This window comes from Micromonospora sp. NPDC003944 (assembly GCF_053605225.1).
Map to the genome: position 1 here is coordinate 1 of NZ_JBSGIV010000011.1, position 24,871 is coordinate 24,871.

General features: G+C 70.9%; 21 protein-coding genes and 2 pseudogenes. 14 read left to right on the forward strand and 9 right to left on the reverse strand.

The genetic code is table 11. From position 1 onward, the window contains the following. The 3 genes and pseudogenes from ACWER9_RS07675 to ACWER9_RS07685 form a co-directional block, all read right to left on the reverse strand. Positions 1 to 93 (reverse strand): annotated as a pseudogene (locus tag ACWER9_RS07675) (non-reducing end alpha-L-arabinofuranosidase family hydrolase); the annotation flags it as partial. Continuing rightward, positions 92 to 466, reverse strand: a pseudogene (locus ACWER9_RS07680) (VOC family protein); the annotation flags it as partial. The pseudogenes ACWER9_RS07680 and ACWER9_RS07675, both read right to left, overlap by 2 nt. Positions 467 to 557: 91 nt before the next feature. Beyond that, on the reverse strand, positions 558 to 1,061 hold the full coding sequence (locus tag ACWER9_RS07685) for a winged helix-turn-helix domain-containing protein (RefSeq protein ID WP_452301036.1): 504 nt from the start codon (positions 1,059 to 1,061) through the stop codon (positions 558 to 560). Positions 1,062 to 1,412: 351 nt separating this feature from the next. On the opposite strand from ACWER9_RS07685, the gene ACWER9_RS07690 reads away from it, so the two are divergent. Next, a complete protein-coding gene (locus tag ACWER9_RS07690; RefSeq protein ID WP_452301037.1) occupies positions 1,413 to 5,744 on the forward strand; it encodes a S8 family serine peptidase in 4,332 nt (1,443 codons plus the stop codon). Between the two features lie 75 nt (positions 5,745 to 5,819). Here ACWER9_RS07690 and ACWER9_RS07695 read toward each other — a convergent pair whose 3' ends face one another. After that, positions 5,820 to 6,323 carry a winged helix-turn-helix domain-containing protein gene (locus ACWER9_RS07695; protein WP_452301038.1) on the reverse strand — a complete coding sequence of 168 codons (504 nt, stop codon included), beginning with the start codon at positions 6,321 to 6,323 and terminating at the stop codon, positions 5,820 to 5,822. A 268-nt stretch (positions 6,324 to 6,591) separates the two neighbouring features. On the opposite strand from ACWER9_RS07695, the gene ACWER9_RS07700 reads away from it, so the two are divergent. Genes ACWER9_RS07700 through ACWER9_RS07715 form a run of 4 tightly spaced genes read left to right on the forward strand, consistent with a single transcriptional unit; the run spans position 6,592 to position 10,238 of the window. Then, positions 6,592 to 7,569 carry a phosphatase PAP2 family protein gene (locus ACWER9_RS07700; protein ID WP_452301039.1) on the forward strand — a complete coding sequence of 326 codons (978 nt, stop codon included), beginning with the start codon at positions 6,592 to 6,594 and terminating at the stop codon, positions 7,567 to 7,569. Between the two features lie 16 nt (positions 7,570 to 7,585). After that, positions 7,586 to 8,278: a response regulator gene (locus ACWER9_RS07705; protein WP_452301040.1), complete on the forward strand. Its 693-nt coding sequence runs from the start codon at positions 7,586 to 7,588 to the stop codon at positions 8,276 to 8,278. After that, positions 8,275 to 9,735, forward strand: a complete 1,461-nt coding sequence (locus ACWER9_RS07710; protein ID WP_452301041.1) for an ATP-binding protein — start codon at positions 8,275 to 8,277, stop codon at positions 9,733 to 9,735. The genes ACWER9_RS07705 and ACWER9_RS07710 overlap by 4 nt, the downstream gene beginning before the upstream one ends. Beyond that, complete coding sequence (locus ACWER9_RS07715; RefSeq protein WP_452301042.1) at positions 9,732 to 10,238, forward strand: hypothetical protein; 507 nt, start codon at positions 9,732 to 9,734, stop codon at positions 10,236 to 10,238. The genes ACWER9_RS07710 and ACWER9_RS07715 overlap by 4 nt, the downstream gene beginning before the upstream one ends. 18 nt (positions 10,239 to 10,256) lie before the next feature. On the opposite strand, the gene ACWER9_RS07720 is transcribed toward ACWER9_RS07715, so the two are convergent. The 4 genes from ACWER9_RS07720 to ACWER9_RS07735 all read right to left on the reverse strand — a co-directional run bounded on the left by ACWER9_RS07720 (position 10,257) and on the right by ACWER9_RS07735 (position 15,941). After that, a complete protein-coding gene (locus ACWER9_RS07720; RefSeq protein ID WP_452301043.1) occupies positions 10,257 to 11,279 on the reverse strand; it encodes a D-alanine--D-alanine ligase family protein in 1,023 nt (340 codons plus the stop codon). Continuing rightward, positions 11,276 to 12,418, reverse strand: a complete 1,143-nt coding sequence (alr, locus tag ACWER9_RS07725; protein WP_452301044.1) for an alanine racemase — start codon at positions 12,416 to 12,418, stop codon at positions 11,276 to 11,278. The genes ACWER9_RS07720 and alr overlap by 4 nt, the downstream gene beginning before the upstream one ends. Then, positions 12,415 to 13,557, reverse strand: a complete 1,143-nt coding sequence (locus ACWER9_RS07730) for an acyltransferase family protein (RefSeq protein ID WP_452301045.1) — start codon at positions 13,555 to 13,557, stop codon at positions 12,415 to 12,417. The genes alr and ACWER9_RS07730 overlap by 4 nt, the downstream gene beginning before the upstream one ends. 122 nt (positions 13,558 to 13,679) lie before the next feature. Next, positions 13,680 to 15,941 (reverse strand): catalase, encoded by a 2,262-nt coding sequence (locus ACWER9_RS07735; protein WP_452301046.1) that lies wholly within the window; start codon positions 15,939 to 15,941, stop codon positions 13,680 to 13,682. Between the two features lie 184 nt (positions 15,942 to 16,125). On the opposite strand from ACWER9_RS07735, the gene ACWER9_RS07740 reads away from it, so the two are divergent. The 6 genes from ACWER9_RS07740 (at position 16,126) to ACWER9_RS07765 (ending at position 22,059) form a co-directional block, all read left to right on the forward strand. After that, positions 16,126 to 17,025, forward strand: a complete 900-nt coding sequence (locus ACWER9_RS07740) for an alpha/beta hydrolase family protein (RefSeq protein WP_452301047.1) — start codon at positions 16,126 to 16,128, stop codon at positions 17,023 to 17,025. Between the two features lie 137 nt (positions 17,026 to 17,162). After that, positions 17,163 to 17,948 carry an ABC transporter ATP-binding protein gene (locus ACWER9_RS07745; protein ID WP_452301048.1) on the forward strand — a complete coding sequence of 262 codons (786 nt, stop codon included), beginning with the start codon at positions 17,163 to 17,165 and terminating at the stop codon, positions 17,946 to 17,948. Beyond that, positions 17,945 to 18,670: an ABC transporter ATP-binding protein gene (locus ACWER9_RS07750; RefSeq protein ID WP_452301049.1), complete on the forward strand. Its 726-nt coding sequence runs from the start codon at positions 17,945 to 17,947 to the stop codon at positions 18,668 to 18,670. The genes ACWER9_RS07745 and ACWER9_RS07750 overlap by 4 nt, the downstream gene beginning before the upstream one ends. 30 nt (positions 18,671 to 18,700) lie before the next feature. Further along, positions 18,701 to 19,579 carry a branched-chain amino acid ABC transporter permease gene (locus tag ACWER9_RS07755; RefSeq protein WP_452301050.1) on the forward strand — a complete coding sequence of 293 codons (879 nt, stop codon included), beginning with the start codon at positions 18,701 to 18,703 and terminating at the stop codon, positions 19,577 to 19,579. Beyond that, positions 19,576 to 20,688, forward strand: coding sequence for a branched-chain amino acid ABC transporter permease (locus ACWER9_RS07760; RefSeq protein WP_452301051.1), 1,113 nt, complete (start codon positions 19,576 to 19,578; stop codon positions 20,686 to 20,688). Before ACWER9_RS07755 ends, ACWER9_RS07760 begins: the two co-directional genes overlap by 4 nt. Positions 20,689 to 20,772: 84 nt before the next feature. Beyond that, positions 20,773 to 22,059: an ABC transporter substrate-binding protein gene (locus ACWER9_RS07765; protein WP_452301052.1), complete on the forward strand. Its 1,287-nt coding sequence runs from the start codon at positions 20,773 to 20,775 to the stop codon at positions 22,057 to 22,059. A gap of 113 nt (positions 22,060 to 22,172) precedes the next feature. Here the strand turns inward: ACWER9_RS07765 and ACWER9_RS07770 are convergent, their stop codons facing one another. Next, a complete protein-coding gene (locus tag ACWER9_RS07770) occupies positions 22,173 to 22,421 on the reverse strand; it encodes a flavin reductase (RefSeq protein WP_452301139.1) in 249 nt (82 codons plus the stop codon). 266 nt (positions 22,422 to 22,687) lie between these two features. On the opposite strand from ACWER9_RS07770, the gene ACWER9_RS07775 reads away from it, so the two are divergent. The 3 genes from ACWER9_RS07775 to ACWER9_RS07785 all read left to right on the forward strand — a co-directional run bounded on the left by ACWER9_RS07775 (position 22,688) and on the right by ACWER9_RS07785 (position 24,827). Further along, positions 22,688 to 23,410 carry an XRE family transcriptional regulator gene (locus ACWER9_RS07775; RefSeq protein ID WP_452301140.1) on the forward strand — a complete coding sequence of 241 codons (723 nt, stop codon included), beginning with the start codon at positions 22,688 to 22,690 and terminating at the stop codon, positions 23,408 to 23,410. Then, a complete protein-coding gene (locus ACWER9_RS07780) occupies positions 23,407 to 23,880 on the forward strand; it encodes an NUDIX domain-containing protein (RefSeq protein ID WP_452301053.1) in 474 nt (157 codons plus the stop codon). Before ACWER9_RS07775 ends, ACWER9_RS07780 begins: the two co-directional genes overlap by 4 nt. A gap of 335 nt (positions 23,881 to 24,215) precedes the next feature. Next, complete coding sequence (locus ACWER9_RS07785; protein ID WP_452301054.1) at positions 24,216 to 24,827, forward strand: TetR/AcrR family transcriptional regulator; 612 nt, start codon at positions 24,216 to 24,218, stop codon at positions 24,825 to 24,827. Positions 24,828 to 24,871: the final 44 nt, after the last annotated feature.

Here is a 24,871-nt window from a genome sequence, read left to right on the forward strand (position 1 = left end):
CCAGCCGTTCGGGTTGGTCGGGTCGGACGAGGTCCGGTACGAGAACGCCGGCCCACCCCACTGGTAGGCGAGCACCCAGATGTTGCGCGGGGCGACCGAGGAACTCGAACCCGGCCTCGCTCATCCGCTCGTGGACCGCGTGTACGTCGTCGACGTGGAAGCACAGGTGCATCGAGCCGGGCCGGTTGGCGGCCACCTGGGCGGCCTCGCCGACCGGCTCCTGGAACTGGATCAGGTCGATCCCGAGGTTGTCGAGGTTGAACGTGGCGTACCGCAGTTTCGTCGTCGGCAGCCCCTGCGACTGCGCGAACCCGGCGCCGTGCATGCTCTCGTCCCGGACGACCGGCTCCGCGCCGATCAGGGCCTGGTAGAACGCGACCGAGCGGTCGAGGTCACTCACCGCGATCCCGACGTGCGCGGCCTTCTTCAGCCCGATGGACACGGTCGAGGGGTGGGGGAATGCCATCTTGACTCTCCTTACCAGCGTTCTTCGTCGCCTCTGTTGGTGCTGATCTTCGGGTCGTACCCACCCTTGGTCAGTTCAACCGGCTGCGGCGTCAGGCCCGTTCGACGCGTGCCTGCTGGTGGTCGGTCAGCCGCAGCCCCACACCGCGAACGACATCGATGGTGGCCCCGGTGCCCAGGTCGTGCAGCTTGCGACGCAGTCGCTTCACCAGCGACTGCACGTCCGCCTTGCGTTCGCGGCCCTCGTCACCCCAGACCGAGCGGTGCAGCTCGGCGTAGCTCCAGACCCGGGCTGGCTCGGTGACCAGGCAGGTCAGCAGGTCGTGTTCTAGGCGGGTGAGGTCGACCTCACGTTCTCCGCAGCGGGCACTGGAGCGGGCCGAGTTGATCACCAGGGCGGTGACCGGGGCCGTTTCCGGCCGGGCGGCCACCTGCTGCGGGGCGGCGATCAGCCGGCGCAGCTCGTCGAGGTCGGCGACCAGCAGCAGTGGTGCGATGCCGTCGAGAAGCTCCGCGAGCCGGATGCGCTCGGCCGGCGACGGGGTCACCGCGATCAGCAGTGGGAACGGCTCGTCGGCCGGATCGCCCCTGTTCACCGTTGCCTCGTCCTCGGCCACCGCACCACCCGGGATCGATGGGCATCCCTGCCCAACTCTCGTCACGGTCCTGACAATGATTGGCAAGCGCGCCGCCAGCCAGGGCAACTCTTAGCGACAAGTTGCTCACGGCAAGTTCTTGATCGTCCGTTCTTCTCGATCATAGTGTCCACTCGGGCAACCGGCGTGACCCGCGCGGTGCATGGGGAGGTCCACCATGGCCCATTTACACCCTGGGTCGTTCTGAGGGAGGCAGCACCGATGTTCAGACGTCCACAATGGCGACGCGCGGCCAGATCACTGGTGAGCGCCGGCGCGGCGACGATTCTCGCCGCGACATGCTTGGCCACCATGGGCTCGGGCGCGCAGGCCGCGCCGGGCGGTGCGATGGGGGCGACCGCCCCGACCGGGGACAAGATCCGACCGGAGCTCGCCAAGCAGCTCCAGGCCAAGAGTGAAGGGGACTTCTGGATCCGGTTCAAGGACCGGGCCGACCTCAGCAAGGCCAGCGCCATCAAGGACTGGTCGAAGCGCGGCACGGCGGTGGCGGACGCGCTGCGCAAGACCGCCGCGGCGAGCCAGGGCAAGATCCGGGCCGACCTCGACAGCTCCGGCACGAAGTACCAGACCTTCTGGGCCACCAACGCCATCAAGGTCAACAGCGGCTCGCTGGCGATGGCGCAGAAGTTCGCCGGGCACTCGGAGGTCGAGGGCCTCTACGCCCCGGTCACGTACAAGGTGCCGGAGACGACCAAGGGCACCGACGAGAAGACGGTGAACGCCCTGGAGTGGGGCATCGCCAACATCAACGCCGACGACGTCTGGTCCCAGTACGGCGTCAAGGGCGAGGGCATCACCATCGCGAACATCGACACCGGCGTGCAGTTCAACCACCCGGCGCTCGTGAACTCCTACCGCGGCAACAACGGCGACGGCACGTTCGACCACAACTACAACTGGTTCAACGCCCCCGGCGCCGGTACCTGCACGACCGCCCCCTGCGACGGGGACGGCCACGGTACGCACACGATGGGCACCATGGCCGGCTCCGACGGCGCGAACCAGATCGGTGTCGCCCCCGGGGTCAAGTGGATCGCGGCGAACGGGTGCTGCCCGAGCGACGCCGCCCTCGTCGAGTCCGGTCAGTGGATGCTGGAGCCGCTGGACCTCAACGGTCAGAACGCGGACGCGAGCAAGCGACCGAACATCATCAACAACTCGTGGGGCACCCGCGACCCGTCCAACGAGCCGTTCATGGAGGACGTGACGGACGCCTGGGCCGCCTCCGGGATCTTCGGCACCTGGTCCAACGGCAACAGCGGGCCGGCCTGCCAGACCAGTGGCTCGCCGGGCAGCCTCGCCAGCAACTACTCGACCGGCGCGTACGACGTCAACAACAACGTCGCCGGCTTCTCCGCCCGCGGCGCCGGTCAGAACGGCGAGATCAAGCCGAACATCTCGGCGCCGGGCGTGAACGTCCGGTCGAGCATCCCGGGCAGCGCCTACGGCAGCATCAGCGGCACCTCGATGGCCGCACCGCACCTCGCGGGCGCGATCGCGCTGCTGTACTCGGCGGCGCCGTCGCTGATCGGTGACGTCAACGCGACCCGCGCGCTGCTCAACGGCGCCGCGATCGACAAGGCCGACGACCAGTGCGGTGGCACCGCCGCCGACAACAACGTCTACGGCGAAGGCCGACTGGACGCCCTCGCACTGCTCAACGCCGCCCCGACCGGCGACATCGGCACGCTTGCCGGCACGGTCACCGACGCGACCTCCGGCGCCCCGATCGCCGGCGCGACCCTGACGCTCACCGGCGCGTCCGAGCGTGAGCTGACCACCGGCGCCGACGGCACGTTCTCCACCCTGCTCCCCGCCGGTGACTATCAGGTCGCCGTCGCGGCGTTCGGGTACGGCAGCACCACCCGGACGGCGACGGTCACCAAGGGCGCGACCACGACGCTCAACGTCGCCCTCACGGCGGTGCCGAGCGTCAACGTCACCGGAGCAGTCACCGACGGCTCCGGTCACGGCTGGCCGTTGTACGCGAAGGTGACCGTGACGGGCGTGTCCGGCGTCTACGACTACACCACCCCGTCGAACGGTCGCTACAGCATCAAGCTGCCGGCCGGGCAGACGTACACCCTCAAGTACGAGCCGCAGTACCCGGGCTACCAGACCGTCACGAAGCAGGTCGTGGTCGGCTCGGGCAACGCCACCGCGAACGTGGCCGTGCCGGTGGACAGCGACGCCTGCACCACCGCGCCCGGATACACGACCGGCTCCGACGGTGAGTACGAGACCTTCGACGCCACGACCACGCCGGCCGGCTGGACCGTCGTGGACAACGCCGGCAGCGGACAGGTCTGGAAGTTCACCGACGACGGCGACCGGGGCAACCTGACCGGTGGCACCGGCAACTTCGCGATGATCGACAGCGACGCGTACGGGGCGGGCACCAGCCAGGACACCTCCCTGGTCAGCCCGGTGGTCGACCTGACCAGCGTCACGGCTCCGGTCATCCGGTTCAACCAGGACTTCAACCAGCTCAACGACGACACCGCCGACGTCGACCTGAGCATCGACGGCGGTGCCACCTGGACCAACGTGCTCCGCCAGGAGACGGACGTCCGGGGGCCGAAGGTGACCGAGATCCCGATCCCGCAGGCGGCCGGCAAGGCCCAGGTGCAGGTGCGGTTCCACTACTACGACGCCTCGTACGAGTGGTGGTGGGAGGTCGACAACGTCCTGATCGGCAGCCAGATCACCTGCGTGCCGCTCGACGGCGGTCTGGTCGTCGGCAACGTCCGTGACAAGAACGACGACAGCTACGTCAACGGCGCGACCGTCACCAGCAAGGACCGGCCCGCCGAGAAGGCCGTCACGGTGGCGACCCCGGACGACCCGGGGCTTGCCGACGGCTTCTACTGGATCTACTCGTCGCTGACCGGTGAGCACCAGTTCACGGCGACCGCCGGTAACTACGTCAGCCAGACCAAGACTGTCGACGCCGAGGCCGACTGGGCGACCACCGCGAACTTCCAGCTCGCGGCAGGCCGGCTGTCGGTGACGCCGACGCAGCTGAGCGCGACGCTCCAGATGCCCAACGGCAAGACCAGCAAGACCTTCACGGTGACCAACACCGGCGGCGCGCCGGTCGAGGTCAAGTTCGGTGAGCGGGACAACGGGTTCGAGCTGCTGCGGGCGGACGGGTCCACGGTCACCCGGCAGCAGGTGCTCGGCTCCAGCGGTGCGCCGGAGCAGCGGCTGACCGTGCCGACGTCGTTCGCCGCCAAGGCGTCCGGCAAGGAGGCCAAGGCCGCCGCCCCGGCGGCCGGACCGCAGGCGGCGCCGTGGACCGACATCGCCAACTACCCGGCCACGGTCATGGACAACCGGGTGGTGAACCTCGACGGCAAGGTGTATTCGCTCGGTGGCGGCGACGGTGAGGCGTCCACCACCAAGAACTACGCCTACGACCCGGTCGCGCAGACCTGGACGGCGATCGCCGACCTGCCGGGCGCGCGCAACGCCGTGACCGCGGGCGTGGTGAACGGCAAGATCATCGTCACCGGTGGCTGGGGCGACGCCGGCCCGGACTCGGCCACCTGGTCGTACGACCCGGGGGCGAACACCTGGACGGAGCTGGCCGACAACCCGGCGCCGAGGGCCGCCGCCGGACAGGGCGTCGTCGACGGCAAGCTGTACGCGGTCGGTGGCTGCACGACGGCGGCCTGCCTGCCGATGTCGAACAGCGTCGTCCGGTACGACCCGGGCACCGACAAGTGGGAGACGCTGCCCAACTACCCGAAGTCGGTGGCCTTCGCCTCCTGCGGTGGGATCGACGGCGTCCTCTACTGCACCGGCGGCAACGACGGGTCCGCCGCGCAGAAGTCCAGCTACGCCTTCGACCCGGGTGCCAACACCTGGACCGCCGTGGCGGACGCGCCGACCGACAACTGGGCCAGCTCGTACGCCGTCGCCAGCGGCAAGCTCCTGGTCGTCGGTGGTTCGCAGGGTGGGGCCATCAGCAACGCCGGCTTCGCCTTCGACCCGGCCACGGGTTCGTGGTCCAACCTGCCGAACGCCAACACCGCCCGGTACCGCGGCGGCGCGGCGTGCGGCTTCTACAAGATCGGCGGCTCGTCCGGCAACTTCAACGCGGCGCCGGACAGCGAGGTGCTCCCGGGCTTCGAGGGGTGCGCCGAGTCGGCGGCCGACGTCAGCTGGATGACCATCGACAAGTCGGCGGTCACCCTCGCACCGGGTGCGAAGGTCACCGTCACCGTCGGTCTGACGGCGAACGTCGACCAGCCGGGCACCTACTCCGGCGCGGTCGCGATCTCCGAGAACACCCCGTACTCGGTGGCGCCGGTCGCGGTGACCATGACCGCGAACCCCCCGAAGACCTGGGGCAAGCTCATGGGTGCGGTCACCGGCACCAGCTGCCAGGGCGCTACCTCGCCGCTCACCGGCGCGGTCGTGCAGGTCGACTCGTGGGCCTCGTCGTACACCTTCGCCACCGATGCCGAGGGCAAGTACGCCTACTGGATGGACCGCCGCAACAACCCGCTCACCATGATCGTGGCCAAGGACGGCTGGAAGCCGCAGACCCGTCAGACCAGGATCGACACCTCCACTCCCACCGTGGAGAACTTCGGGCTGGCACCGATCAGGTGCTGACGCCCGAGCGCTAGCCGAAGAGGGTCCGGCCCGCCTGGTCTGAAGACCGGGCGGGCCGGACCGCGTCCGGGGTGGTCAGACCGGGGCGAGCCGAAAGCCGACCCCGCGTACCGAGTGGATTGTCGTCGCGGCGTTGAGCCGGGCGAGCTTGCCGCGCACCCGGCGGACCACCGAATGCATGTCGGAGCCCCGACCGAGGTGCCGGTTGCCCCAGACTTCGAGGTGCAGGCGCTCGTAGGTCCAGACCTGACCGGGCGCGTGCACCAGGCAGAGCAGGACGTCGTGCTCCAACCGGGTCAGGTCGATCTCCTGGTCGCGCCACCGCAGCACCCGGCGGTCGGAGTCGACGGCCAGATCCGGCGGCGGCTGTGGGCTCGGTGTCACCTCGGCAAGCACCGCCCTGGTCGGGGGAGCCGGGGCGGGAGGCGCCGCGACCACCCCGAGGAACTCTCGTGCCTGGTCGACTGACGAGACGATCAGGAAGGCGTCACTGCCACCGAGCAGCCGGGCCAGATGTCGCCGCTCGGCCGGCGAAGAGGCGATGCCGATGACCAGGCTGGCGGCTGGAATTCCCTGCATCTTCCAACACCTTCCGGTTCCCCAACTCACTCCGGATGGATTTCCGCACCGCCGACCGAGACATCGATCGACGTCCTGACCCTAGTGGTGGCTGATCTCGGCTGGGTAAACCATCGTTGCATGTAAGCATGTGAATCCCGCCGCACCGTTGCGGCCCATCCGACCCCAACGCCGACGATGCGCTCTTCCGGGAGCGGTGCGGTGGTTGTGACAGAACCAAGACAATTCGAGGACGGCGTACGGACCCGCCGGGGCGAGCATGGTCGCCATGTCCATCGGATCGTCGTACTCCGTCGGGCGGTCGACGCCCGGTCCGGCGCGACCGCTGCCCCACGTCCGCGCGGCGGTGCCGCTGGGCCTTCGACTGCTCGCGGCGGCGCTCTGCGGTCTGTTCGCCCTGACCTCCAGCGCGGCCTTCTTCGTGCGGACGTACCCCGGGCAGTGGCTGGACGGGGTGCTCCTGCCGCGCGCCGAGCGGGGTGGGGGGTACGAGCAGCGGACCGTGCTGGTCGGCCCGGCCAAGACCGTGCTTGCCAGCTTCGGCAGCCCGACCCTCATCGCCGCCCTGCTCGGCGCGGTGCTGCTTGTGGGTGTGCTCCGCCGACGGCTGGTGGCGGGGGTCGTCGGCGTGGGCATGGTCGTCTGCGCGGTGCTGGTGGCCGGCGCGGTGAAGTCGCAGCTGCTCCGCCCGGATCTGCAGATCGCGAGCTCGACCACCCACAACAGCTTCCCCAGCGGGCATGTCGCGGCGGCGACCGCTTTGCTGCTGGCGTTCCTGCTGGTCCTACCCCCTTGGGCCCGGCGCTGGCTGGCGGTGCCGGGTGCGGCGGGTGTCTCGGTGATCGCCTCCGCCACGATGATCGCGGGGTGGCACCGGTTCAGTGACGTGCTCGGTGGCGTACTGCTGGGGGTGACCCTGTTCTGCCTGGCCGCGGCCGCGTTGGCGGCGTGGCCCGGCGAGCGCGACGCGGCCGGCGGTGCCAACGGTGGCGGCCTGTGTCGCCGGCTGGCCGAGGCGGGGGTGGGCCTGGTCGTGCTGGTCTGGGTGCTGGTGGTGGTCATGCCCGGTCTGGCCGCGTCGGTGCAGTGGGGGTTGCTGGCCGCCATCGTGGCCGCAACCGCGTCGACGATGTTCCTGGTGGGCGCTGTGGTGTTCCTGGTGCGTTCGACGGACTTCGCGGTCCCGCTCGCCGCGTCGAGCGCCGCGCCACCGCAGCCGTCGACCGAAACGCGAAAGATCTCATGATGGGATACTTGACGACATGTCCCAGGTGCTGCTGATCGAAGACCACCAGACGGTGCGCGACGGACTGCAGCTGGCGCTCACCCGGCAGGGCCACACGGTGCAGGCCGTGGGCACCGGCGAGCAGGGGTTGGAGCGGCTGCGGACGACCCCGTCCGACGTCGTGGTCCTCGACCTCATGCTGCCCGGAATGGACGGGTTCGAGGTCTGCCGCCGGATCCGGCAGCTCGGTGACCTGCCGATCATCATGCTCACCGCCCGCAACGACGACATGGACGTGGTGGCCGGTCTGGAGGCCGGTGCCGACGACTACGTCGTCAAGCCCGTGCAGGCCCGGGTCCTCGAGGCCCGCATCCGCGCGGTGCTCCGACGGACCGGCGGCGACTCGCGGCGCGGCGGCGACCGGACCGGCCTGGAACACCACGGCCCGTTGACGATCGACCGGGCCGCGCTGGTGGTCAGCAAGGACGGGACGCCGGTCAGCCTCGCCCCGACGGAGCTGCGACTGCTGCTCGAACTCTCGCACACGCCGGGTCAGGTGCTCAGCCGCCAGCAACTGCTGGAGGCAGTGTGGGAGCACGGGTACCTCGGTGACTCCCGACTTGTGGACGCGTGCGTCCAGCGGGTACGCGCCAAGATCGAGGCCGACTCGTCGGCGCCGGTCTTCATCCAGACCGTGCGTGGTTTCGGGTACCGGTTCGGGCCGCTGTGACCTTCTGGCGCTCGGCCGCCGCCCAGGTCTCGGGCCTACGGGTCCGGCTCCTCCTGGCGTTCGCGCTGCTGGGGGTCACCACCACCGCCGTCGTGGCCAGCGGCAGCTACTTCCAGGCCCGGACCGTCATCCTCCAGCAGGCGCAGGACGCCGCCGTGTCGTCGCTGACCGACCAGCTCCCGAAGATCTACCCGATCGCCCAGCTTCCGCCGACCCAGGACGACCTCGACCTGTTGGCTCAGCGCCTGAGCGACCGGGAGGGCTTCGCCGTGGTCGTCTACCGGGACATGCGGGCGCAGGCCGGTTCCGACGCAGCCGACCCGCTGACCAGCGAGCTGCGCCAGGACGTGCGGGACGGCCGCATCGCCTGGCAGCGTGTCTCGCTGGACGGCCAACCCTGGTTGCTCATCGGCACCCAACTGCGACTCGACCGCCCGGACGGCACGTCGCGCGCATCCGGGCTGGAGGTCTACTCGGTGCGCAGTCTGGTGCCCGAGCAGCAGAGCATCGACCAGCTCGCCGCCAGGGCCTGGCTGACCGGCGCGCTGTCCCTGGTCCTCGCCGTCCTGCTGGCGCTGCTCTCCGCCCGCGGCGTCCTGCGACCCGTCCGCGAGCTGGGCCGGGCGGCGCGCCGCCTCGGCGAGGGCGACCTGAGCACCCGGCTGACGGTCCGCGGCGTCGACGAGCTGGCCGACGTGGCGCGGACCTTCAACGACACCGCTGGCACGCTGGAGCGGCAGGTCGGCGAGCTGCGGCGGATGGAGTCCGACGCCCGTCGCTTCGTGGCCGACGTCTCGCACGAACTCCGCACCCCGCTGGCGGCCATGACAGCGGTCACCGACGTGCTCGACGAGGAGGCCGACCACCTGCCTGGCGACGCCGGTCGGGCCGCCCGGCTGGTCAGCCAGGAGACGCAGAACCTCACCCAACTGGTCAACGACCTCATCGAGGTCAGCAGGTTCGACTCCGGCACGGTGCGGCTCGCCCTCGACGACGTGGACGTGGCCGCGGCGGTCGCCGCCACCCTGCGGATCCGCGGCTGGACCGACCGGGTCCGCGCCGACCTGCCGCCCGCGGTGGTGGCCCGGCTCGATCCCCGGCGGCTGGACGTCATCGTGGCCAATCTGGTCGGCAACGCCTTTCGGCACGGCGCCGAGCCGGTGTCCGTGCGCCTGAGCGCCGACCCGGACTGGGTCACCATCGAGGTGGCCGACCAGGGGCCGGGCCTGGACCCGGAGGTGCTGCCGCACGTCTTCGACCGCTTCTACAAGGCCGACACCGCGCGTACCCGCTCCGAGGGCAGCGGCCTCGGCCTCGCCATCTCCTGGGAGAACGCCCGGCTGCACCGCCACGGCGAGCGACGAGGTGCTCTCGTCGCCGGCAACGGCCCCGACGGCGGGGCGGTCTTCACGCTCCGGCTGCCTCGCGAGACGACCGACGTCGGCGGTGCCCGATGACCGGCCGGCGCGCCGGCCGCGCGCTGCTCGCCGGCGCGGTGCTGCTCGGCACGCTGCTGACGGCGGGTTGCGGGGTACGTCCCAGCGCCGTCATCACCGGTCGTCCCGCGGTCAGCGGCCCGGTGCGGGGCATCGGGGTCTACCTGCTCGCGCAGGGCGAACTCGTGCTTGTCATACGCCCGGCGACGGCGGACCTCACCCCCGCCGGCATCCTCGCCCTGCTCGCGGCCGGTCCGGAGGAGAACGAACGCCGCCAGGGCCTGACCAGTGAGGTGCCGGCCGGGCTCGACCCGGTCACGGTGACCTCCACGGCCGACCAGAACGGCGGCCTCACCGTACGGACGGCCACCTCTGCGCGGGCGTTGTCGGTGAACGCGGTCAACCAGATCGTCTGTACGCTCGCCGACGCCGCGCCCCAGACCGGCCTCGCGAACAGTTCCGCCCCGGTCACCCTCGTCGGGCCGGGCGGCGCTCGGCCGCCCCGGCGGTGCCCGATCGGCTGACCGGACACCGCCACCGCCTCACACCAGATCGACCGCCCGAGCCTGCCGGGGCAACCCGCTGTGGTGGCCGCGCTCCTGGTCGACAAGCGCGCCGGCGATCAGAATGTCGATCAGGGCCGCGAACCCGATGCCGGCCTGCTGCCAGATCTGCGGGAACTGTGACGCGGCGGTGAAACCGGGGAAGGTGTTGACCTCGTTCACGATGGGCTCACGCGACCCCTCGTCGGGCAGGAAGAAGTCGACCCGCAGCAACCCGCGGCAGTCGAGGGCCCGGAAGGCGCGGATAGCCCGGTCCTGAAGCACCTCGGTGGTCGCCGCGTCGAGCGGGGCGGGGATCTGGAAGACCGCCCCGCCGTCGTACTTCGCGTCGTAGTCGAAGAAGCCGGCACCTGTCACCCGGATCTCCAGCGGCGGACCGGCCTGCACCCGACCGTCCGGGTGCTGCAGGACAGCCACGTCGATCTCGCGCCCCCGCGCCCCCTGCTCGACGAGCACCTTCGGGTCGACCTGGCGGGCCTGCTCCAGCGCGGTGGGAACCCCCGCCCAGTCGTCCACCCTGACCACGCCCAGGCTCGACCCGGCCCGGGCCGGCTTCACGAAGACCGGCAGCTCCAGCCGACGCTTGTCGTCGGGCGACAGGTCCTCGCCGGGACGCAGGGTCACCCCGGGGCTGACCCGCAGGCCCTCCGCCGCGAGAAGCCGCTTGGTGACGCCCTTGTCCATGCCGGCGGCGCTCGCGAAGACGCCGTTGCCGACGTACGGCACACCGAGCCACTCCAGCAGTGACGACACGGTGCCGTCCTCGCCGTACGGGCCGTGCAGGGCGGGGAACACCACGTCCTGGGCGCGCAGGACCCGCAACGCCACGGGAAGGGGCGTCGGCCGGTCGTCGACGTGCCACCCGCTGGCACGGTCGATGAGCACCTCGGTGACCTGGTACCGCGCACGGTCCAGGTGGGCGAGGATGCTCTCCGCCGAGCGGCGCGACACCTCGTGCTCGCCGCTCTGCCCGCCGTACAGCACTGCAAGTCGGATCGTCATGAAACCCGTGCCCTTCCGTCGTGGTGGTCGCGGGCCACCCGGGCCCCGATGCCGGTCAAGATCTCGTGTGGGTTGGTGTCGGCCCAGCGGGCCCACTCGACGACTGTCGGCGGACCCTGGTCACCCCCGGCGGGGCCGAACACCACGACCGGGTCGCCGATCGTCACGGGAAGATCCCCGGCGTCGACCACGCACTGGTCCATGGCGATGCGTCCGACGATCGGGCAGCGCCGGCCGGCGAGCCACACCGAGGCGCGGCCACCTGCGGCCCGGGGCAGCCCGTCGGCGTAGCCGAGCGGCAGTAGCGCCAGCGTGGTCGGTGCGCCGGTCACGTGCTCGGCACCGTAGGAGACGCCCGTGCCGGCCGGCACCCGTTTGACGTTGATCACGCTCGTCCGCAGGGTCATCGCGGCGCGCAACCCGACCTCGCCCGGACCGCTGGCACCGAACGGGTCCACGCCGTACAGGGCGATCCCGATCCGGCAGAGGTCGAAGCGGGTCCGTGGCACGGAGAGCGCTGCCGCCGAGTTGGCCAGGTGGACGAGGTCGGGGTCCAGACCGGCCGACCGGGCCACCCGCACCGACTCCTCGAAGACCGCCACCTGCCGGGTGAGCGTGGGTGCGCCCGGCAGGTCGGCGTCGGCGAGGTGGGACCACACCCCGCGCACCCGGACCCCGCCCTCCCGTTCGTACTTGCGGGCCCAACCGACCAACTCGGGCCAGTCGTCCCCGGCGGCCCCGTTGCGGGACAACCCGGTGTCCGCCTTGAGGTGCACCATCGCGGGTACGCCGAGCAGACGGGCCGCGTCGGCGACCGCGTGCAGGTGTGTCGTCGTGGAGACGCCGATGTCGACGCCTTCCTTGATCAACATAGCGAAGTCGTCACCGGGGCCGTGCAGCCAGCTCAACGTGGGCGCGGTCACACCCGCGTCGCGCAGGGCCAGCGCCTCGGCCGTCGAGGTCACCCCCAACCAGGCGGCACCGGCGCGCAGCGCGGCCCGGGCCACCTGCACCGCGCCGTGGCCGAACCCGTCGGCCTTCACCACGGCCATCAGTCCGGTGCCGGTGATCGAGGCGATCGTCCGTACGTTGCTGGCGATGGCCTCCAGATCCACAAGGGCTTCGGCGAGGGTGCTCATCCGGCCGCCTCCAGCCGGCGCGAGCCGGGAAGCGCGAAGAGCCAGCCCGCGCGGACCGCAAGCAGCCCTCGGTGGACGGCCAGGCTCAGGCCGATCACCAGGCCGGTCAGCAGAATCGGATAACCGAGCACGACCAGGCCCTGAGCGGACCGATCCAGTCCGGAGACCGGTACGAGCAACAGCCGGTGCAGCAGGGCCAGGACCGGCATGTGGACGACGTAGATCGGCAGGGTGATGCGGCCGAGCCTAGCCAGCGGTTTGCTGAGCGCCGACCATCTGACCAGCCGGGCAGCGGCGGTTATGCCGAAGATCACTGCCAGCACGGAGACCGTCGTCCACACACCGAACCACTGCTGGGCGCCGGTCAGCGCCATCGCGGCGAGCGCCAGGACGTAGGCCCCCGAGGTCAGCACCAGCCGGCGGCGGCTTGCGGTGGCAGCCCAACGCTGGATCTGCGGCCGCAGGTGCAGGCCGGCCAGGAAGAAGACCAGGTTCTGGTAGAGGCCGGCGCGGTTGCCGGGGGTGTCCAGCAGACCCGCGGCGGCGATGACGGACAGCGCGGCGGCAGGAACCAGGACCAGCACCCGGGGCACCCGGCGGGTCGCCTTGGCGATCGTGAAGTACAGCGCCAGGGCGTACAGGTACCAGAGGTTGGACGGCGTGATGGTGAGCTGCTCCAGCAGGCCGAGAGCCGAGGTGGCACGGTCGGTCGGCAACTCCGGTACGGCGGTGAGGACCACGGTGTGGATCAGCAGCCAGACGGCGTACAGGTAGAGGAACCCGGCGATGCGGCTGCGAGCGACGACCCGCCACGGCCGTAGGACGGCGTTCGCGGCGAAGACGCCCGAGATGGTGAAGAACAGCGGCATCCGCAGGGGAAGGAACTGCTCACCGAGCGTTCCCCAGAAGCCCGGCACCGGTACGCCGACGTGCCAGTCGACCTGGAGGTAGTCCTTCACGACGACGTGCCACAGGACGACGAGGATGATGCAGACGCCCTTCGCGGCATCGGCCCACTCGGCGCGCTGTGGTCGTCCCGTCGCAGGGGTGGTCCGGGTCCGGTGACGGAATCGGACGCGCGTCGCGTCGGACTCCACGCCGGTGGGACTGGGTCCGGTGCGAGACAGCTGTTGGATCACCCGCCAGACGCTGCCAGCGGGATATCCGCACGTGATCCTCGAAGTGTCATGAACGGGTCACGACACCGGCGAGGGGCCGTCCTCCCGGTGGTGCGGAGGACGGCCCCTCGTGGGCGGTCGGGTCAGGCGACCGAGGCGGGGAACCGTTCCCACACCCGGTGTGCGGCCATCAACTGCCGCACCGCCGTCAGCGCCTCCGCTCCCGAGTCGGCCGCCACCACGCCCGGGGTGCCGACGACACCGGCCTGCTCCAGCACGGAGACGCCGGTGCCCCAGGCGCCGATCGCCTTGGCGTGCCGCCAGGCCTCCTCGACGAGCAGCCGCACCCGCGGATCCACGGTCGCCGGGCCGGGCTGGCCCGCCTTGTCGTCGCGGGCGGGCAGCGCGTCCGGTGGGGGTACCGGCGCTCCGGACAGCAGGATCGCGTCGAACTCCACCGACCGGCCGGTGGCGAAGGTGCGCTGCACCGGCAGGTCGCCCACCACGCCGCCGTGCGGGGCGATCAGCAGCGGGACCATGCCGGCCGCGAACACGGCACGGCGGACCTCGTCGACTCCGTCCAGGTCGCCGTCCGGGTCGACGACGATCCCGACGGTACGACCGTCACTCGGCCACTCCCGGCCGACCTGCGACAGCGCCGCGCTGGGCGTGACGTCGGGGAGGGCGACGGTCGGCTGGGGTGCGGGCAGGCCCAGGCCGGTGGCGACCTGCTCGCACAGCACCGGGTCGATGTTGGCGAGGCTCTGCAGCTGCCGTTCCTTGATCGCCTGGTGGTAGCACTTGCCCAGCTCGAAGGTGTACGCCCGGATGATGTGCTCCTTCTCGACCGGCGACATGCTCAGCCAGAACAGCCGGACCTGGCTGTAGTGGTCGTCGAACGAGGCCGGGTTCGCGCGCACCTTCGGGGCCTCGGCCACGGTCACCGGCACGTCGACGAACGCCTGCTCGGCGTCGCCGGCGGGGAACGGGTTGCCGCCGTCGAGCGAGTTCGGCCGGTACGGCGCGACGCCCGCGTGCACGGCGTGCTGGTGGAAGCCGTCGCGCAGCATGTCGTTCACCGCCGCGTGCGGGCGGTTGATCGGGATCTGCGTGAAGTTGGGCCCGCCCAGCCGGGTGAGCTGCGTGTCGAGGTACGAGAAGAGCCGGCCCTGCAACAGCGGGTCGTTCGTGACGTCGATGCCCGGGGGCAGGTGGCCGAGGTGGAACGCGACCTGTTCGGTCTCGGCGAAGAAGTTCGTCGGGGTCCGGTTGAGCACCAGCTTGCCGATCGGCTGCACCTCGGCCAGCTCCTCCGGCACGATCTTCGTCGGGTCGAGCAGATCGATGCCGGCGAAGGTCTCCTCGGGAGTGTCCGGGAAGACCTGGATGCCCAACTCCCACTCCGGGTACGCGCCGGCCTCGATGGCGTCGTAGAGATCACGGCGGTGGAAGTCCGGGTCCATGCCGCCGAGGAGCTGCGCCTCCTCCCACGTGAGCGAGTGCACGCCGAGCTTCGGCTTCCAGTGGAACTTGACCAGCACCGTCTCCCCGGCCTCGTTGACGAGGCGGAAGGTGTGCACGCCGAAGCCCTCCATCGTCCGGTACGAACGCGGAATGCCCCGGTCGGACATGTTCCAGATGGTGTGGTGCTGCGCCTCGGTGTGCAGCGACACGAAGTCCCAGAAGGTGTCGTGGGCGCTCTGCGCCTGCGGAATCTCCCGGTCGGGGTGCGGCTTGCCGGCGTGGATGATGTCCGGGAACTTGATCGCGTCCTGGATGAAGAAGACCGGCATGTTGTTGCCGACCAGGTCGAAGGTGCCCTCGTCGGTGTAGAACTTCGTGGCGAAGCCGCGGGTGTCGCGGACCGTGTCGGCCGAGCCCCGGGAACCGAGCACGGTGGAGAACCGGACGAAGACCTCGGTCTCCCGCCCCTTCTTGAGGAAGCCGGCCCTGGTGATCGCCTCGGCGGTGCCGTACGCGGTGAACACGCCGTGCGCGCCGGCGCCCCGGCCGTGCACGACGCGCTCCGGAATGCGTTCGTGGTCGAAGTGCGTGATCTTCTCGCGTAGGTGGTGGTCCTGCAGGAGCACCGGGCCGCGCGGACCGGCCTTGAGCGAGTGGTCGGTGTCGCGCAGCCGCGCCCCGTTCGCGGTCGTGAGGTAGGCGCCCTGCTGACCATTCGCGACAGCCGGCGCGCCGGTCTGCGCGCCGGTCGGCGTACGCGTCTGCGGTGCCCCCTGCTCCGACTTCGGCGGCAGTGGGTCGTGCGGCGTCGTGGGCTCCTCGACTGTCGGTGGGGCGCTTCCCGGCGCACCCGGCACATCCGGGCCGAGGGCGTCGGCGGTCTTTCCTGAAGCGGTCTTCACGGCGTTCTTGACCGCCTCGGCGGGCTTGCTGGAATCCACTGAATGAACCTCTCCATGGCACGTGGGCGGGCCGGCGCCTGCCCTGCTACCCCTGGTCAGAGGGTCGAAACACACGTCAACTCGGCATTTCGCGTCGGGACTGGTGATTTCGCCGATGCCAGGATCGGCGGAGCAGCCAAAACTGACACACGTCGATATCCCTCGACTCTAGGGAGTGCCCGACGTGTCCTCACCAACCACCACCAGTCCCCGTACCGTCGTAGGCCGTGCCACCCGGTTCGCGCTTGCCGCCGTCCTGGCCGCCGGCGGCGTCGTGGCCGGGTCGTCCGGCGCCGCCCAGGCCGCCGGCCCGTACGAGCGGGGCCCCGCCCCGACCACCGCGATCCTGGAGGCCAGCCGCGGCCCGTTCGCGACGTCCTCGCAGAGCGTGTCCTCGCTGAGCGTCACCGGCTTTGGCGGCGGCGTCATCTACTACCCGACAAGCACCAGCGAGGGCACCTTCGGGGCCATCGCCATCTCGCCCGGCTACACCGCCGCCTGGTCCAGCATCAGCTGGCTCGGACCACGGATCGCCTCGCACGGCTTCGTGGTCATCGGCATCGAGACCAACACCCGGCTGGACCAGCCGGACAGCAGGGGTCGGCAGTTGCTCGCCGCGCTGGACTACCTCACCCAGCGCAGCTCGGTGCGGTCCCGGATCGACAGCAGCCGACTCGCGGTGGCCGGCCACTCCATGGGTGGCGGGGGCAGCCTGGAGGCTGCCTCGTCGCGGCCGTCGTTGCAGGCCGCGGTGCCGCTGGCACCGTGGAACACCGACAAGAGCTGGTCCGAGCTGCGGGTACCCACGCTGATCATCGGTGGCGAGAGCGACAGTGTGGCACCTGTCGCGACGCACTCCGTGCCGTTCTACAACAGCATCCCGTCCTCGGCCGAGAAGGCCTACCTGGAGCTGAACGGCGCGAGCCACTTCTTCCCACAGACCACGAACACGCCGACGGCCCGGCAGATGGTGGCCTGGCTGAAGCGGTTCGTCGACGACGACACCCGCTACGAGCAGTTCCTCTGCCCCGGCCCGAGCGGCTCGGCCATCGAGGAGTACCGCAACACCTGCCCCAGCGCCTGACGGCGGTCACCGGGGCGGTCGCCACTGGCGACCGCCCCGTCCGCCTGCGTACGGGGGTATCGAAGGTCTTGACGACAAACCCGAGAAACGTACACTGCGAGTGTAAATAAACACCCGCCACGACAGAGGGATGGGTGATGGAGCGCGGCCTCGAACTGCACCACATCGGCGTCCGTTTCGGCGGCCTCACCGCCCTCGACGACGTGTCCCTGCGAGTGCCACCCCAACAGGTGGTGGGCGTCATCGGGCCCAACGGCGCCGGCAAGACCACGCTGTTCAACGTGATCTGCGGCTTCGTCGCGCCGGAGACGGGTTCGCTCACCCTCGATGGCCGGCCGCTGCGGCCACGGCCGCACCGGCTGACCCGGCTCGGCATCGCCCGGACCCTGCAGGGCACCGGGCTCTTCGCCGGGCTGAGCGTGCTGGAGAACGTGATGACCGGCGCTTCGCACACCGCCCGTGCCGGTTTCGTGCCGGCGCTGCTCGGGCTGCCGGCAAGCGACCGCGACGAGCGCCGACTCCGCGCGGACGCCCTGGCCATCCTCGACCAGCTGGGCATCGCCGAGCACGCCGACGCCGCCCCGACCACCCTGCCCTTCGCCGTACGCCAGCGGGTCGCCCTGGCCCGCGCGCTCGCCGCCCGCCCCCGGTTGCTGCTGCTCGACGAGCCGGCCGGTGGCCTCGGCGCCGACGACATCGCCGAGCTGGCGGAGCTGGTTCGGCAGCTGCCCCGGCGGGACACCGACGCCTGTGCCGTGCTCCTGGTCGAACACCACATGGACCTGGTGATGGCGGTCTGCGACGAGATCGTGGTGCTCGACTTCGGCCGGGTCATCGCCACCGGCACCCCGGACGAGATCCGTGACGATCCCGCGGTCACCGACGCGTACCTCGGCGCGACCGTCGAGGAGGTGTCCCCATGACCGCCGCCTCCGATCTGCTCGTCGTGCGGGGGTTGGTCGCCGGTTACGGTGCCGCGCCCGTGCTGCGGGCCATCGACCTCACCGTCCCGGCCGGCACCATCGCCGCGGTCGTCGGCGCCAACGGTGCCGGCAAGACCACCCTCCTGCGCGCGCTCTCCGGCATGATCCGCCCGGCCGCCGGCCAGGTCCTGCTGGCCGGGGAGGACCTTCGCGGTACGCCTGTGGAGCAGCTCGTCCGACGCGGCATGGCGCACGTCCCGGAGGGCCGGGGCGTGATCAGCGAGCTGACCGTCGACGAGAACCTGCGGCTGGGCGGGCTGTGGCGGCGCGACCGGGCCGACGCGGGGCGGGCCCTCGACGAGGTCTACCAGCTCTTCGAGCCGCTGGCCCGCCGCCGCCGGCACCTCGGTCACCAGCTCTCCGGCGGTGAGCGGCAGATGCTCGCGCTCGGTCGGGCCCTGGTCGGCCGACCCCGTCTGCTGCTGCTGGACGAGCCGTCGCTCGGCCTGGCCCCCCGGGTGGTCGCCCGGACCATGGCCCTGCTCCGCCAACTGCGTGACCGCACCGGCCTGACCGTCCTGCTCGTCGAGCAGAACGTGCGCAGCGCGCTCGCCGTCGCCGACCAGGGTGTCGTGATGTCCCTCGGTCGGGTGGTGATCGCCGCTCCGGCGGCGAAGCTGCGCGACGACGTCGACCTGCGCCACGCGTACCTCGGTTTCTGACCGCCACCTCGTCCCCCGGAGGGAGGACTGTTGGACCGCTTCGTCTTCCTCACCGTCGACGGCCTGTCCCGGGGCGCGGTGTACGCCGCGTTCGCGCTGGCCCTGGTGCTCATCTGGCGGGCGGCACGGGTCGTCAACTTCGCCCAGGGGGCGATGGCCGTCGCCGCCGCGTACGTCGCCTACAGCGTCAGCACCGCGACCGGCTCCTACTGGCTGGGCTTCGTGGTCGCGATCGTCGCCGGCCTGCTGCTCGGTGCGCTCGTGGACCGGGTGGTGATGCGGCACGTCGACCACGCCTCGCCGCTCAACCCGGTGATCGTCGCGCTCGGGCTGGTGCTGCTGATCCAGGCCGTACTGGGCATGGTGTACGGCAGCGAGTTCCGCCCTGCCGAGGCCCCGTTCAGCCGGTCCGCCCTGACCGTGGGCGGGGTCGCCGTGCTGTCCCCGTACGACCTGTTCGTCTTCGCCACGATCGGCGTGGTGGTCAGCGGCCTGGCCTGGATGTTCGCCCGTACGCCGGTGGGGTTGCGGATGCGCGCGGCGGCCTTCGCCCCGGAGGTCTCCCGGCTGCTGGGGGTCAACGTCGGGGGCATGCTGACCCTCGGCTGGGCGCTCGCCTCCGGGGTGGGCGCGCTTGCCGCCATGCTGGTCCTACCGACGGAGTTGGGCCTGCACCCGCACGCGATGGACCTGGTGTTCGTCTCGGCGTTCACGGCCGCGGTGGTCGGCGGGTTGGACAGTCCACCGGGGGCGGTGGTCGGCGGCCTGGTGGTGGGGTTGCTGCTCTCCTACGTGAGCGGCTACGCCGGCAGTGACCTCACCCCGCTCGCGGTGCTTGTCCTGCTGCTGGCGGTGCTGCTGGTACGGCCCGGTGGGCTGTTCGCCCCGGTCGCGGCGAGGCGGGTGTGAGCGCCACCCGGGCGGCCCTGCCGCCGCCACAGCAACTCGACGCCCCGGCCGGTCGACCTGTCGACAGGCGACGCGGCTCCACCCTGCTGCGTCACCTCGCGGTGGTGCTGGCCGCCGGTTTGCTGCTGGTGGCTGTCAGCTACGCCGTCGAGCCGTTCCGCAACTTCCAGCTCGCCACCGTGGCCGCCTACCTCTGCGCGACCGCCGGGCTGACCGTCCTGACCGGGCTCAACGGTCAACTGTCGCTCGGGCACGGCGCGCTGATGGCCACCGGGGCGTACACGGTGGCGCTGTGCCAGACCGCGTTCGCCGACCGGGGGATGACCGGCGGCTGGCTGTTGCCGCTCTCGTTGGGTGCGGCGATCGTCAGCACGGTCGCGGTCGGCGCGGTGGTCGGTGTGGCCGCGGCCCGGCTGCGCGGTCCCTACCTGGCCGGGGTCACCCTCGCCGTGGCAGTGGTGGTGCCGGCGTTGGCCGTCACCTTCGACGGCGTGTTCAACGGTGAGCAGGGGCTGTCGGTGCCGGTGGAGCCGCCACCGCTGTCGCTCGGCGCGTACTTTCCCTACGAGCGGTGGCAGCTCTGGGTCACCGGCGCCGCGACCCTGCTCGCGTTGCTGCTGTTGGCGAACCTGATCCGCAGCCGGTACGGGCGCACCTTCCGGGCGGTCCGTGACGACGAGGTGGCCGCCCGCCTGGCGGGCATCCACGTGGCCCGCACCCAGGTCCTCGCGTTCGTGGTCAGCGCCGCTACCGCCGGGCTCGGCGGTGCGTTGCTTGCGGTGCTCGCGCAGAGCGTGTCCCCCGGGGCGTTCTCACTGACCCTGTCGCTGTTCCTGCTGATGGCGGTGGTGATCGGTGGTCTGGGTCGACTGACCGGCGCGCTGTGGGGGGCCGTGCTGCTTGTCGCCCTGCCGGACCTGACCCACTCGCTGACCGAGATGCTCACGCTCTCGCCCGCGGTGGCGCAGCGGCTCGAGGGCAACCTTCCTCTGGCGATCTTCGGACTCACCCTGATCGTCGTCATGATCGCCGCCCCCGGCGGTGTGCAGGGTCTGCTGTCGCGTCTCGGCCGGGCGTTGCTGGCCAGGCGGCCGACCCGGCGTTCCTGAGCTGTCCTCGGTCCGGCCTCGGCCGGGCGCCCCACCACCACACCGTTCCCCAGCAAACCGGACCGAGAAAGGTCGGTGTCTCCCATGCACCGTAAAGCGCATCGCGGCCTCGCGATCGCCAGCACCATCGCCCTGCTCATCACCGCAGCCGGCTGTAGTGGCGACGACGGTCCCGGCTCCGGCGGGGCGTCGGTGCCGGGCGTCACCGACACCGAGGTCACCGTCGGCACCCACATGCCGCTGACCGGTCCGGCCTCGGCCGGCTACTCGAAGATCGCCCCGGCGACGAAGGCGTACTTCGACTACGTCAACGCCAACGGCGGGGTGCACGGCCGGAAGATCACCTACAAGATCATGGATGACGGTTACAACCCGGCGAACACCCAGCAGGTGGTCCGCCAGCTCGTCCTCCAGGACAAGGTCTTCGCCGTCCTCAATGGTCTGGGTACGCCGACGCACACCGGGGTGCTCGACTTCCTCAAGAGCAACCGCGTGCCCGACCTCTTCGTCGCCTCCGGCAGCCGCAGCTGGGACCAGCCGGACAAGTACCCGGGCACGTTCGGTTTCAACCCGGACTACACCGTCGAGGGCAAGATCCTCGCCAACTACGCGAAGCGGGACCTGGCCGGGCAGAAGGTCTGCTTCCTCGGTCAGGACGACGACTTCGGCCGGGACAGCCTGGCCGGTGTGGAGAAGGTGCTCGGCGCCTCCGCCGTGGCGGTCAAGCAGACGTACGTCACCAGCAACACCAACGTGGCACCGCAGATCGGCGCGTTCAAGGCGGCCGGCTGCCAGGTCGTCGTGCTCGCCACGGTGCCCGGCTTCACCGCGCTCTCCGTCGGCACCGCGGCCCGGTTGGGCTTCAAGCCGCAGTGGCTGGTCTCCAACGTCGGCGCCGACCACCCGACCCTGGCCAAGCAGCTCGGCGCGGCCGCGCCGCTGCTGGAGGGGATGGTCGGCACCAACTACCTGCCGATGCAGAACGACACCGCGAACCCGTGGATCCAGCTCTTCATGAAGGTCAACAAGGAGCACAACGGAGACGCGCCGTTCGACGGCAACACCGTCTACGGCATGTCGGTCGGCTACCTCTTCGTGCAGACGCTGCTCGCCGCCGGCAAGGACCTCACCCGGGAGAAGGTCGTCGACGCCGTGCGGAAGGGTGGCTTCCAGGGCCCCGGGCTGGTGCCGCTGCGCTTCTCCGCCAAGGACCACTCCGGGTACGGCGGCCAGCGGTTGAGCCGGGTCACCGGGGGAGTGCAGACCTACTTCGGGCCGGCGTACGAGACGGACGAGGCGGACGGGCCGGTCAACGAGTACACCGCCAGCCCGGCCGTGCCGCCGGCGAACGGAGTGCCGACCGCCTCCTGAGCTCGCCCGTCCCCCGAGTGGGGCGTGACCGCTGACGACGGCACTCCACCGGCCGACGACTGACACCCGATCAGCGGCACCCCGACCGGAGCAGAATCCTGGTCGGGGTGCCGCTACTCGTTGCGCAGTGCCGCCGAGCGTGGCCAGGCGAGGAACCGCGCGTGCAGGACCCCTGACGGGGTGTGCGGCAGATCCTCGCACGCCTGAACCAGGTACGCCGACAGGTGCAGCATCAGCGAGATCCGCGCACCGGTGAACTCCGCCACGAGCTGCCGCTTACGGGTCCGACACGGCCACGGCGCCCCGCATCCAGCGCAGGTCCACTGCGGCCGTACCGGCTGATGCACCGACACCCACCCCACCACCCTCCCGGATCGTTGGAAGGGAAAGGGGCACCGTGCGACCGGGCCCGACCACAGCTCGGTCGGACGGTGCCCCTTTCCCTGGCACCCACCAGCCCGGCAAATCTGCCGCAGGCGAACCGGCGAGGCCCTGCGCCAGAACCTACGAACCAGCCTCGGGCACCTGAACATCCCGATGGACACCGCGCCGGACACTTCCACGACACCGGCGCGTCCCACCATGTCCACTACTGTGGGACGGTATGAGTCACCGCCTGCGCGCAGCCATGCTCCGCGCCCACCTCGACCCGGCCGCCCTCGCCGCAGCCGTCGGTGTCGACGTCAAGACCGTCACCCGGTGGCTCACCGGCCGTGTCCCCCACCAACGCACCCGCCTCGCCGTCGCCGACGCCCTCGGCGAATCCGAAGCCGACCTGTGGCCGCAGACCCGCCCCGATCAGGCACCCGGCGCGGAAGCCACTGCCGAGGTTGTCGCCGCCTACGCCCACCGCGCCGACATTCCCCACCATGTCTGGGCCGCCCTGCTCACCGGCACCACCACCCGGATGGATCTGCTCGGCTACGCCTACCCGTTCTTGCTGGAACTGCTGCCCAACACCATGCAACTCATTACCGACAAAGCCACCAACGGCACCCACGTCCGGCTCGCGTTCGCCGACCCCGACTGCCCGCACGTCGTTGAACGCGACGCTCTCGAACAGATCGGCGGCACCTTGCCCGGCCGGATCCGCAACGCCCTAAATTTCTGCGAACCACTCCACCACGTCCCCGGCGTCGAGGTCGGCCTGCACACCGTTCACCTGTACAACTCGGTGTTCCGATTCGACCACCAGATGATCGTCACCCCACACCTGTACCGCGCCCGCGGCTACCAACACCCCGCCCTACACCTGCGCGAACTCTCACCGCACGGCATCTTCGCCGCCCACGCCGACCAGTTCGAACAGATCTGGCAGACCACCACCGCCTACCCGAAGGCGACCCGGTGACGGGCCGGCGCGACTACTACCACGACCCGCACGCGCCCACCGCGAACAGCCTTGTCCCCGGCGCCGCAGCCATCCTCACCGACCAGCACGGCCGGGTGCTCCTGCAACGGCGCACCGACTCCGGCAACTGGGCACCACCAGGCGGTGCCATGGATATCGGCGAAACCCTCCAACAATGCGCCATCCGAGAAGTCAAAGAAGAAACCGGCCTCGACATCGAGATCACCGGTCTGCTCGGCATCTATACCAACCCGGCGCACGTCATCGCGTACGCCGACGGTGAGGTGCGGCAAGAGTTCACGGTCACCTACCTCGCCCGAGTCACGGGCGGCACGTTGACCGTCAGTGACGAGTCCACCGAGGTTCGCTTCATTCACCCCACCGACTTCGACCACATCCCCATCCACGACACCGTTCGCCTTCGCCTCCACCACCACGCCGAGCACCGCGACACCCCCTACCTCGGATAGCGCCACCGGGAGCTGACTGGAGTGGGGCCACGCCGCTGCGTGCACCCCGGATACACGATGATCATCATTGATAGGTCATGGCGGCTCCGGTGGGGTCAACCTCCCGGCCGATTGTGCGAGGCGTTGACCGGCTCCGAATCACCCACCTAGTATCTGCACCATGAATGCACATTGTGCCGGCTGGCGGATCGTGTCGCCAGCCGGTGTCGGCGGCGTCTCGCTGGGCGGTCGGGCCGGATGACGGCGTCGGCGGAGCGTCCGAGGCCGCTGATCACCGCCTGTCTAGACTCGGCGGTGCGTCGGGGGACGCCATGGCGGTGAAGGGGCGGGGGCGGATGGACGGGGTCGATGTGGCGGGCCGGGTCGACGGGCGCACCGCCCGCGCCGAGCGGACCCGCGCGGCCATCGTCGAGGCGCACCTCGCGCTCATCTCCGAGGGTGACCTCCGCCCGACCGGCGAACGCATCGCCGAACGGGCCGGCATCTCGTTGCGCACCCTCTGGACCAACTTCAAGGACATGGAGACGCTCTTCGAGGCCAGCGGCGCGGAGGTGCTGCGCCAGCAGGACGCCGCCCACCGGCCGATCTCGCCAGGGCTGCCGTTGGCGAAGCGGGTCGACGCGTACTGCCGCCAGCGGGCTCGGCTGCTCCAGCTCATCGCGCCGTCGGCGCGGGCCGCCCAGATGCGTGAGCCGGTCTCCGAGCAGCTGCACCGCAACCGTCTCAAGCACATCGAACGGGTCCGGGACGAGGTCGAGGAGCTGTTCGCCGCCGAGCTGGCCGAGGCCGGGCAGGGGCGGGAGCAGTTGCGCAACGCCCTGGTGGCGGCCAGCACGTGGCAGGCCTGGTCGATGCTGCGCTACGGGCTCGGTCTCGGCGTGGACCAGGCCCGCGCGGTGATGTCCCGGACCGTGGGCGCCCTGCTTGCCGAGGTCGCGCCCGACTGATTGCGGCCCGGCCCGATATCGACAGCTCTTTCCATTCGGTTTCC

Excerpts from the sequence above, each read along its gene's own strand:
- ACWER9_RS07695 (WP_452301038.1), bottom strand. The coding sequence starts at position 6,323 with ATGCAGGGAATTCCAGCCGCCAGCCTGGTCATCGGCATCGCCTCTTCG.
- ACWER9_RS07750 (WP_452301049.1), top strand. The coding sequence starts at position 17,945 with ATGACCGCCGCCTCCGATCTGCTCGTCGTGCGGGGGTTGGTCGCCGGT.
- ACWER9_RS07715 (WP_452301042.1), top strand. The coding sequence starts at position 9,732 with ATGACCGGCCGGCGCGCCGGCCGCGCGCTGCTCGCCGGCGCGGTGCTG.
- ACWER9_RS07690 (WP_452301037.1), top strand. The coding sequence starts at position 1,413 with ATGGGCTCGGGCGCGCAGGCCGCGCCGGGCGGTGCGATGGGGGCGACC.
- ACWER9_RS07765 (WP_452301052.1), top strand. The coding sequence starts at position 20,773 with ATGCACCGTAAAGCGCATCGCGGCCTCGCGATCGCCAGCACCATCGCC.
- ACWER9_RS07775 (WP_452301140.1), top strand. The coding sequence starts at position 22,688 with ATGCTCCGCGCCCACCTCGACCCGGCCGCCCTCGCCGCAGCCGTCGGT.
- ACWER9_RS07720 (WP_452301043.1), bottom strand. The coding sequence starts at position 11,279 with ATGACGATCCGACTTGCAGTGCTGTACGGCGGGCAGAGCGGCGAGCAC.
- ACWER9_RS07745 (WP_452301048.1), top strand. The coding sequence starts at position 17,163 with ATGGAGCGCGGCCTCGAACTGCACCACATCGGCGTCCGTTTCGGCGGC.
- alr (WP_452301044.1), bottom strand. The coding sequence starts at position 12,418 with ATGAGCACCCTCGCCGAAGCCCTTGTGGATCTGGAGGCCATCGCCAGC.
- ACWER9_RS07700 (WP_452301039.1), top strand. The coding sequence starts at position 6,592 with ATGTCCATCGGATCGTCGTACTCCGTCGGGCGGTCGACGCCCGGTCCG.
- ACWER9_RS07705 (WP_452301040.1), top strand. The coding sequence starts at position 7,586 with ATGTCCCAGGTGCTGCTGATCGAAGACCACCAGACGGTGCGCGACGGA.
- ACWER9_RS07785 (WP_452301054.1), top strand. The coding sequence starts at position 24,216 with ATGGACGGGGTCGATGTGGCGGGCCGGGTCGACGGGCGCACCGCCCGC.